Genomic DNA, 8715 nt, shown 5'->3' with positions numbered 1-8715 from the left:
CGATCGCGTCCCGCTTGAATTCCTCGGTGGACCGCTTTGTGTACTTGCTTCCCACCTGGTGCTACTGCCTCTCGAACCTCAAGATCCCAGTCTCCAGGTGTCCACGATCAAGGGGAAGCTTCACTTGTGGCGGCTACCGGTTCACAGGACTCCTCCCACCCGGGCTCATAGCGTTGCGCTGCGCAGCAGCCGGGGAAACCTGCGTGCTACCGGCAGCCGGCATACCAGCCGTTCCAGGAACCAGCGAAGACGCCACCGCCGCGACACCAAACCCAGGCACAGGCGACGACGAGAACGACCGTGAGGGTGACGGCGTACTCGACATCCCCGCCCCTTCCTTACGCCACTCCGGAGTCGGAACCCGCACGGGACCCGACGACACCCCCGGCCCCTCCCTCAACCACTCCGGAGCCGGATTCTCCTTGTCGAACCATTCCGGAGTCGGAACCCGCGGCACAGGACCCGACGACACCCCCAGCCCCCCAGACCCAGACTGCGCCTGCCCCCCCTGCAACCCGCGCGGAGCAGAAGAAGACCCCAGCACAACACTGGACTTGGAGAATTCCAGCAACGTTTGAGCGGCAACATCTTTCGCCTTCTGCGCCTGCCGCCGCGCCTCCTGCATGGCGGCCGCATTTTTCCGCCGCGTCTCCCACCCCTTCAGGGCGCCGGCACTTAGCCTCGACGCCCCCGGCATTCCATTGCCTTTCTTGATGGGCGCGCTGAGGGCCTCCGCTCCCACATCCTGCATTGCCTCGCTTATATGCCTCCGCGCCTCGTCGGTCTGCTTCTGGCCTGCTGCCGGCATAACTGTCTCCTGCCTTCGCGATGACACAAGAGGGCAGACGCCCCCTTCACGCTGGCCTACGGCCAACGCACCAAGAAGGATCACAGTCGGGCCTGTACCGGCGGCAGTGTCCGCCTCGTTCGCTGACGGGAATTCGGTTGCGTACGCGGGGTTGGTCCCGGTGATCCGACTGGCCGAGACGGAACAGGGCTGGGACTGCATTGTCGACCTCGCCAGCGACTCGGCCGTGGTCGTCCCCGCCGAAATGATCCATTACGGCCTGACCAAGACTTCGCTGCTCGCCGTCAGCCGCGGCTTCGCCACGGCGGCGGCTGGCACGGGCGTGATCGTCAACTCCGTCACCTGACCGTCACCGAGATGTGCTTTGTCGAGGTAGGCGAGACCGATGAGCTGCTGGCCGTAGCCGCCGGAGAGATCTCGACCGTGGCCGAGGGCGCCGCCCTCACCGATGCCCACGACTTCCGCACCCCCGACTGATGGCCGACGTGCTGGACTCCGTCGACGCGGCCGGCGAGTAGGAAAGGCCTGGCCGGCTGTCTACCGGCTACACAGACCTAGACCTGATGACCAACGGCCTGATGCCCGGCCAGCTCATCGTCATCGCCGGTCGCCCCGGCATGGGCAAATACACCATCGCCATGGACATCGCCCGCACAAACGCCGTGAAGGCAGAGATTCCCACCGCCTTCATCTCCCTGGCGATGCCGGTGCGTGAGCTGATCCTGCGGTGCATCTCCGCCGAGGGACAGATTGCCCTGCACCACCTGCGCTCAGGACAGCTGACCGACGAAGACGTCGAGCGGATGGAAGCGGCGGTCCCGAGGATCAACGACGCGCCGCTATACGTCCACGACTGCGAGCGCACCTACACCGGCATCCAGGCCAAGCTGCGCCGGCTGAAGTCCAAGCACCCCGACCTCGGCCTGGTCGTCATCGACTACCTCCAGCTGGTCAAGCTAGGCGGCCGCCGCCCCGAAAGCAGGCAGCAGGAGGTCAGCGAGATCTCAGCAGCAGCATGAAACTGCTGGCCAAGGAACTCGGCGTGCCGATCCTCGCCCTGGCACAGCTCAACCGCGGCCCCGAGATGCGCACGAACAAAAAGCCGCAGGTGTCCGACCTGCGCGAGTCCGGTTCCATCGAGCAGGACGCCGACCTGGTCATGCTCATCCACCGCGAAGACGAATCTCTCCGTGCCGGTGAGGTCGACCTGATCGTGGGCAAACACCGCAACGGTCCCGGAGCCACCTCACCGTCGCCAGCCAGCTGCACTACTCCGAGCATGCCTGAAAGATCGTGTAAGTCTGTGATGTGGAAGTCTGGCCCGGGGCTCGGCCTCGGGTCCTTGGGCCAAGCGGATCGGACGAGTCATGGCAGACAAAGACGAAGCGGCCGCATCTGTTGCCGGCGGCGGGCGAGGTCGTCGAGCGGCTGCTCGACAACGCTGACCCTCTGGGGCGGTCCCGCTCGGTGAGGGCGGGCTACTGACGGAGATCACCCGGGCCGTGCTGGAGCGGGCCCTGGAAGCCGAGATGAGCGAACACCTCGGCTACGAACGCGGAGACCGGGCGGGTCACGGGTTGGGGAACTCCCGTAACGGGACCTCGCCCAAGACGGTGCTGACCGACGCAGGAACGGTCACTTTGGCGGTGCCGCGGGATCGCAACGGCGAGTTCGAACCGCGCCTGGTGCCGAAGAACGCGCGTCGGCTGGCCAGGTTCAACGACCGGGTTCACTCGCTCTACGCCCGTGGGATGAGCGTGCGCGATATCCGTTCCCACCTGGCCCAGATCTACGGCGTCGAGGTCAGCCCGGGCCTGATCAGCAAGGTCACCGATGCTGTAGTCGATGAGCTCGTGAGCTGGAAGAACCGGCCCCTCGACGCGGTCTGGCCGATCATCTGCATCGAAGCGCTGCGGGTGAAGATCCGCTCGGGTTCGGTGACCTCCAAGCCGGTCTGCCTGGCCGTCGGTGTCGACATGGACGGCCGCGAGGACGTCCTGGGTCTGTGGGGCGGATCCGAGGGCGAGGGCGCCACCACCTGGATGGCAGTCCTGTCCGAGCTGCGCAACCGCGGCGTCGAGGACGTCTGCATCGTGGTCTGCGACTGTGAGGAACGACTGGGCCGCAGCCAAGCTACCCGCCAACCTGATCTTCGACCCCGATCCGCCGACCCATCACCGCTGGGTGATGGCCCGCCGCAACCTGTCCGACCCTGCTGACCTGGCCTATTACCTCGCTTACGCACCCGTTCGGCAGCGAGACCGCCGACCTGGCCCGGGTGGCCGGCTCCCGCCGGGCGATCGAGGAGTGCTTCCAGGCCGCGAAGAACGAGTGCGGCCTGGACGAGTACGAGGTCCGCCGCTATGTCGGCTGGTATCGGCACATCACCCTGGCCATGCTCGCCCATGCCATCCTGACCGCAATCGCAACACAACCCCAAACCATCGGCGAGGCCGCAAAGGGGGCTGCAGAAACGGATCAGCCTCGGTCCCGCTCACCGTGGCAGAGATACGGCGGCTCCTGGACACTCTCCTGCCCCACCCGCGGGCCGACCGCGATCCAGTCACCCACGTGCTGAATTGGTCTGCCTGGAGAAGACGCCGCCAGGCCGTGGCCCGCCGCTGCCACTACCGAAAACACAGCTCAGGACACGAACCGCTGCTGGAGTACTAAGCCTCTCCTGATAGTTCGCCATACCCGACATTACACGCGCGGCTCGCGCTGCTGCGGGCCCGATCGCAGTCCCCCCGACAGCATGGCCAGCGAGGTCCACGGCCATACTGCCCTTCGTATGACCGCTGCCCCAAGATGCGGTGAACATCTGCGATGAACGCGGGTACGCCCGCAGCCGTAAGTCTCTCTTGGACATGTCAATTCTATGAATGGACTACGATGACCACACCCCCACCTGCTTATCCATCCGCCGACGGTTCGCAACTCCGAGCGAAATCAATGGCTCTGGTGATCGCCGAAGCCGCACGACGGGCGGTTGAGAACGGGAAAGGCGTTTCAGTGGTTCAAGCAATCGTCTATTTGGATGGCGATGAACCAGTAATCAGCCCGTTTGGGGTCAGTCATATCGAGGCTGCTCAAAACAGTAAGTACTCAGCACTTCCTGGAGTCGCTAGCAGCTCCTTGTCGCGCAACGATGCTGAAGTACACACGCTCGACTGGACCTACACATATTTGTCTAACGAGAAGGCGAAGGGTCGAAAGCCGCGCAACATTATTATTGACCTACAGGGCGACAAGGGCTCGTGTAACGCATGCAAGATCCGACAAGATCTGTTCCGTGCTGATCTAAACGCCCTTTTTCCTGAGGCGGCCAGCGTCCTGAACGTAAACTACGCCAATCCTGGATCCCGCCAAATCCCCGCTGTCCTTGGCCGTAATGTCGGCGATGTTTACGGTGATCCACTCGCGCAGCAGAGGGAAAGTTCATACCTTCGCGATACCGATCCAGACAATCCTGCCAGATTCTATTATCAGTCTCGAAATTCTCCCGCTGGTCCAGTCTGGCCGAAAGCGCTGCAATTTATGGCGTTGCCACAGGGGTCTCCACGATCAGACTCAGGATCACCGCGTCCAAAATCGCCGACTGAGCCGCGCAGCCTTGAGATTCGAAAGGAGCTGCAAGAGGCATTTGAAAGATTGAAGGAAGCGCAGGCGGAGGAGAATAAAAGGCGTCAGATATTCAAAGCAGTGAAGGCGCAAAAAAGCAATGCGTTGGAGGCCCTGCGGCAGTATCGTGCCCAAGAAATTAGCAAGTTGTTGGCCAGTCAGGCGTACTTGACTTTGAAGGGGCAGGGGTTCGATATGACGAGCCTTTTGAAAGTGGCGACGCAAACCGTTGACAACTCGCCTGCCATGCAGCGTGCGGAACCGCGGATCGCGCAAGTGCAACTCCGACTCGAAGCGGCTCAGGCGGCTCATGGTCGGGCTAGTCAAACCTTCATTGAGATCACCAACCATATCCGAAGACTGACGGCTGAGCACTCGCATCTCGCAACGTCGAACCGTGCACCTGGACAACATGAAGAGACTGCGCAAGCAGCCTCGGGGCATGATTCTCGTGACTATAGCGTGAGGCCGTCGCCGTCTGGCAGGGGCCGCGCCGCTCTCTAATAGTGAAGTCCCGACTTCATCGAGCAAGGCTAATGCTGGACGCGCTGGTGAGGTCGCGTTGTTTTCATCGTTACTGTAGCGCCTTCTGCGGCTCGCGTTTTGGCCATCCGCAGACCGGGATCTCGCACTAGGAAACTCGTACAGTCCAGCGCTGCGGAGGGCCGCGTCGTTGAGCGGCCGTACTCGAACCAGCGACTTCCTTCACCTGGCCCACTGAGCTTCTTCCGCGTGCCGCTCCAGGGGTGAGGACGGCTTTGGCGCTTGGCATCATTCGGTTGGGGCTGCATCGCGGTCTGCGGAAGATGCGCCGGGCCTTCAGGCGGGCGACGCCGCGCTCGACCGGTGCCCGTGCCGCGGCCAGCGTCCGGTTGACAGTCTTCTCGGTGAGGGTGAGCTCCTGCAGGGGTCTGCGTTTGATGCCGCGGTCAGCCGGGTGCCGCCACCCTGATGGGTGAGGTCGGCCAGGACGGGGATGCCCTGGCGTTCGCAATAACGGATGATCCGGTGAGTGCGGGCAGCGGTCAGGTCGTGGGAGCGTCCCGGCCGTGCGGGTGAGAGCCACAGCAGCCGGCCCTCGGGACCGGTGACCACGTGTACGTTGACGCCGTGCCGGTGGTGTTTGTGGGAGCGGTCGGCCCGTCCGTCACCGGCCCGGTCGCACCCGGCGAGTGTTCCGTCCGGGAGGATGAAGTCCGGAGCGTGCTCGCGCAGGACTCTGCGCAGGCCCGGGGCGCGTTCGGCGAGGAGGTCGATGACCGCGCTGGTGTAGGCGTGGGCGGTGGACTCGCAGATCCCGAAGCCGGCAGCGATCTTCGCCAGGGTGGTGTGCTCGCGCAGGTACACCAGTGCCACCATCGTGCGCTGAGACGGGCGGAGCTTGCAGCGTCGGTCACCCTCGCGGGTGACGATCCGTATGGTCACCCACTCCACGAGCGCATGCGGAAGGTCAAGTGCGGCAGGATAGGTGACCAACGAGGCCCCCGAGCCGTGTGATTGAGACGTCAGACATCTCGATCAACTGCCCGGGGGCCTCGCTCGTTGCGCTTCGGGGATGACCGCGTGTTCGCGGTCGATCAGGGTGAGGAGGTCGCTGACGGTCTGGGGGCGGCGTTGCGGATCCGGGTGGGTGGCCGCGCGCACGACGGGGCGCCACGGGCCGGGATCAGGCAGCAGCGGCAGGTTGGTCTCCGGCAGTGTGCCGGTGAGGGCCCAGGCGATGACTCTGCCGACGCCGTAGATGTCGCTGGACGCCGTGGCCTCATGGGGGGTCCTGAACAGTTCCGGGGCGGCGAACCCCTCGGTGCCGAGGAAGTGGCCGGTGCGGCCCGCCTTGGTGGTCTGGCCCCGCGGCCGGCGGCCGATGCCCCAGTCGGCGAGGGTCCAGCGGCCGTCCAGGAAGAGGATGTTGGAGGGCTTGATGTCGCGGTGCAGCCAGCCGTGGCCGTGCGCGGTGGCGAGCACCGATGCCAGGGCGTCGACCAGGGCGCGCAGCTCGGCCGGCTCCCGCAGCACCTCCTGGCGCTGTGCAGCGGTCGCTTCAGCCCAGGGCATCACGAACCACGTGTGGTCGGCGCCGGAGTCGAGAACCGGCATGGCGTGGGGATGCCCGTCCAGCAGCCGGCCGATCTCTATCTCCCGCCGCATGCGGGCCACCGGGCGCTCCGCCGGGTACTTGCTGTGCAGCTTCTTCAGCGCCACGGTCGTGCCGGTGGGCTTGTGCACCGCCTCGAACACGTCCGCCTGGCCCCCGTCCGGAACCGGCACACGCGGGCAGGCGTAGTCCTTGCGCTCGCCGCGAGCGGCACGGCGCACCGCGGCCCAGGCACCCCCGCCCGTTGGTGCGATGGGCGTTGCGGCCGGGGGAACGGGGTGCGAGGGCGTGCCGGTATCCGGCGGGCCTCGTACACCGGGTAGCCGCTGACGGCGCGGGCCCAGGCCAGTTCGTAGCCGTCGGGGGCCAGATGCTCGTTGACCAGCGTCAGCAGCCGCCGGACCTCGCCGGGGTCCGTCCGCACGGCGGGGTGGAGCATCTCCGCGAGGAAGCGGAGCAGGAGCTCGTCGGCACCGTCGGCGAGATGGAAGCGGTCGTCGCCGAAGACCCAGTCGTCCTCCCAGTCCCCGGGGTTGTTGTAGCGGTGCTGGACGATGTCGCCCTCGGCCGAGGCGAACCGCGGGTCATGACTTTTCAGACCATCCAGGTCGTACAGCCTGCGCAGGAAGGTGACCTCGTCCAGGCTGCCCGACCAGCTCACCCCGCTGCTGCGCAGCGCGTCGAACAGGTGCCTCCGGGTGACGTGGGTGATGGCCGCCGCCGGCTCCGCCAGGATGCCGCTGTCCCTGAAGCGGGCGGTAACGGTGTCGGCGGAAACGGTCCGGAGCAGGGACGTGACCGTCACGCTCACGGTGCGGGCACGGGAGAAGAGGCCCGGATCGACAGAGACATCGTTCAGAGCCCGCAGCACGGTGCGCTGCAGCTCGCCGCCCAGCACACGCAGCCGTTCGTAGTAGGTCTCCCGCAGCCCGAGCGAGAAGAACGACCCGTCCAGCGTCCCGAAGACATCCGGCAGCGGCGTCCTGGCTGGAGAGGCCATCCCGAACCGGCCGATCTTGACCGCACCGATCTCCCTGACCTCGCCGCGCGGATCAACGCAGAGCAACTGGAACGTCGTCTTGAAGCCGAAGTCGTCCCAGTCGTCCCGGACAAGGAAGACCTGCCCCGGCGCGGGGGAGACAGGCCGCCCGCGGACAGGCAGGACAGTGAACTGCACGATTCCTCCGAAAAACCACCCCGGCCACGGCCGGGCACATCACAGCAGACAACGAAGGCCGCCCTGCGCCGGCGCGGCTGCTCCCACCGAAGCGGCAGCGCGGCCGGGGCCTGGCGGGTCACGGCCCAGGAGCCGATGAGGGCTACTGGGCCGGGTGGACCGCCTGTACTCCGGTGCCCGCGTACGCCTTCGGCGTCAGCGTGAGGAGGAACCGCCCGGCCGGGTGCGCGGCCGAGGGCCGGGCGGCGTGGATGGCGTGCACAGCGGCCCAGGAGTGCCCGAAGCGCAGCAGTTCGGTGGCGGTGACCGCCGCGTCGGTGTCGAACGCCTCGATCCGGATGAACCGCAGCCCCTTGATGTAGCCGAGCAGCCCGGGCCGCTCGGCGTCACCGGCCGTCAGCGACAGCACCGGCGCATACAGATCACCCAGCCCGCCGGACGCCTGCACGTAGAACGCCGCGACCGCCTCGTTGAACGGGTCTTTCGGGTCGTACAAGGCCGCGGCGGTCGTGTGGTCCAGGACCACCGCGATCGCCGCCACTACGCGGCCGCCTGCCCGCCGCGCGAGGACGCTCCCAGACTCTCCAGCAGCGCCCGGGCCTTCGCCTCCGCCTCCGGGCTCGGCGCGCTGCCCAGCGCGGAGGCGAGCTCGGCGCGCGCCAGCTCGGCCCGCTCGGCGTACTCGGCCTGCGTCGGCGTGCTCTGCGCGAGATCCTCCACGAGGCCGCGGATCGTGGTGCCGTGCTCGGCCGCCAGCCGGGCCAGCCGGTCCCGCGCGGCCGTACTCACCTTGATGCTCGTCTCGTCTGCTGCCATGCTCCGACTCTACCGCGATCCTCTACCGAAGGTAGAGGAAGCGGGTCCTGGCCATCCGCCTGTGCTTACTGATCATTTCAGAATGAGGTCCGCAGTCGTCTCGAGCAGATGATGCTGGAGGCGAGTTGGAGTAGGCCGAGGTGGAGGTCGGCGCGTATCTCGTAGCGGATCCGGAGTCGTTTGAGCTGGTGGAGCCAG

The 8715-nt window shown here is 66.2% G+C and carries 8 protein-coding genes and 4 pseudogenes; 6 read left to right on the top strand and 6 right to left on the bottom strand.

The window, feature by feature from the left end; genetic code table 11:
• Positions 1-1016: 1016 nt before the first annotated feature.
• The 6 genes and pseudogenes from ACH4C6_RS35370 to ACH4C6_RS35345 form a co-directional block, all read left to right on the top strand.
• Positions 1017-1148, top strand: a pseudogene (locus tag ACH4C6_RS35370) (oxidoreductase); the annotation flags it as partial.
• A 223-nt stretch (positions 1149-1371) separates the two neighbouring features.
• Positions 1372-1827 carry a DnaB-like helicase C-terminal domain-containing protein gene (locus tag ACH4C6_RS35365; protein WP_398112715.1) on the top strand — a complete coding sequence of 152 codons (456 nt, stop codon included), beginning with the start codon at positions 1372-1374 and terminating at the stop codon, positions 1825-1827.
• Entirely contained in the window at positions 1824-2279 is a 456-nt protein-coding gene (locus ACH4C6_RS35360) for a DnaB-like helicase C-terminal domain-containing protein (protein ID WP_398112714.1), read from the top strand. The genes ACH4C6_RS35365 and ACH4C6_RS35360 overlap by 4 nt, the downstream gene beginning before the upstream one ends.
• A gap of 58 nt (positions 2280-2337) precedes the next feature.
• A complete protein-coding gene (locus tag ACH4C6_RS35355) occupies positions 2338-3027 on the top strand; it encodes a transposase (protein WP_398112716.1) in 690 nt (229 codons plus the stop codon).
• Positions 2990-3386 (top strand): annotated as a pseudogene (locus ACH4C6_RS35350) (IS701 family transposase); the annotation flags it as partial. The gene ACH4C6_RS35355 and the pseudogene ACH4C6_RS35350, both read left to right, overlap by 38 nt.
• A gap of 314 nt (positions 3387-3700) precedes the next feature.
• Entirely contained in the window at positions 3701-4933 is a 1233-nt protein-coding gene (locus ACH4C6_RS35345; protein ID WP_398112713.1) for a hypothetical protein, read from the top strand.
• Positions 4934-5174: 241 nt separating this feature from the next.
• On the opposite strand, the pseudogene ACH4C6_RS35340 reads toward ACH4C6_RS35345, so the two are convergent.
• The 6 genes and pseudogenes from ACH4C6_RS35340 to ACH4C6_RS35315 form a co-directional block, all read right to left on the bottom strand.
• Positions 5175-5905: pseudogene (locus ACH4C6_RS35340) on the bottom strand (transposase family protein); the annotation flags it as partial.
• A gap of 42 nt (positions 5906-5947) precedes the next feature.
• Positions 5948-6667, bottom strand: coding sequence for a serine/threonine-protein kinase (locus ACH4C6_RS35335; protein ID WP_398112712.1), 720 nt, complete (start codon positions 6665-6667; stop codon positions 5948-5950).
• Entirely contained in the window at positions 6622-7701 is a 1080-nt protein-coding gene (locus tag ACH4C6_RS35330) for a hypothetical protein (RefSeq protein WP_398112711.1), read from the bottom strand. The genes ACH4C6_RS35335 and ACH4C6_RS35330 overlap by 46 nt, the downstream gene beginning before the upstream one ends.
• 142 nt (positions 7702-7843) lie before the next feature.
• Complete coding sequence (locus ACH4C6_RS35325; RefSeq protein WP_398112710.1) at positions 7844-8242, bottom strand: hypothetical protein; 399 nt, start codon at positions 8240-8242, stop codon at positions 7844-7846.
• Positions 8242-8517, bottom strand: coding sequence for a hypothetical protein (locus ACH4C6_RS35320; RefSeq protein WP_398112709.1), 276 nt, complete (start codon positions 8515-8517; stop codon positions 8242-8244). Before ACH4C6_RS35320 ends, ACH4C6_RS35325 begins: the two co-directional genes overlap by 1 nt.
• A 77-nt stretch (positions 8518-8594) precedes the next feature.
• Positions 8595-8715: pseudogene (locus ACH4C6_RS35315) on the bottom strand (IS5/IS1182 family transposase); the annotation flags it as partial.

Source organism: Streptomyces sp. NPDC017943 (assembly GCF_044328425.1).
In the GTDB taxonomy this organism is placed as follows: Bacteria; Actinomycetota; Actinomycetes; order Streptomycetales; family Streptomycetaceae; genus Streptomyces; species Streptomyces djakartensis_A.
This window is presented reverse-complemented; position numbering and strand designations above follow the sequence as displayed.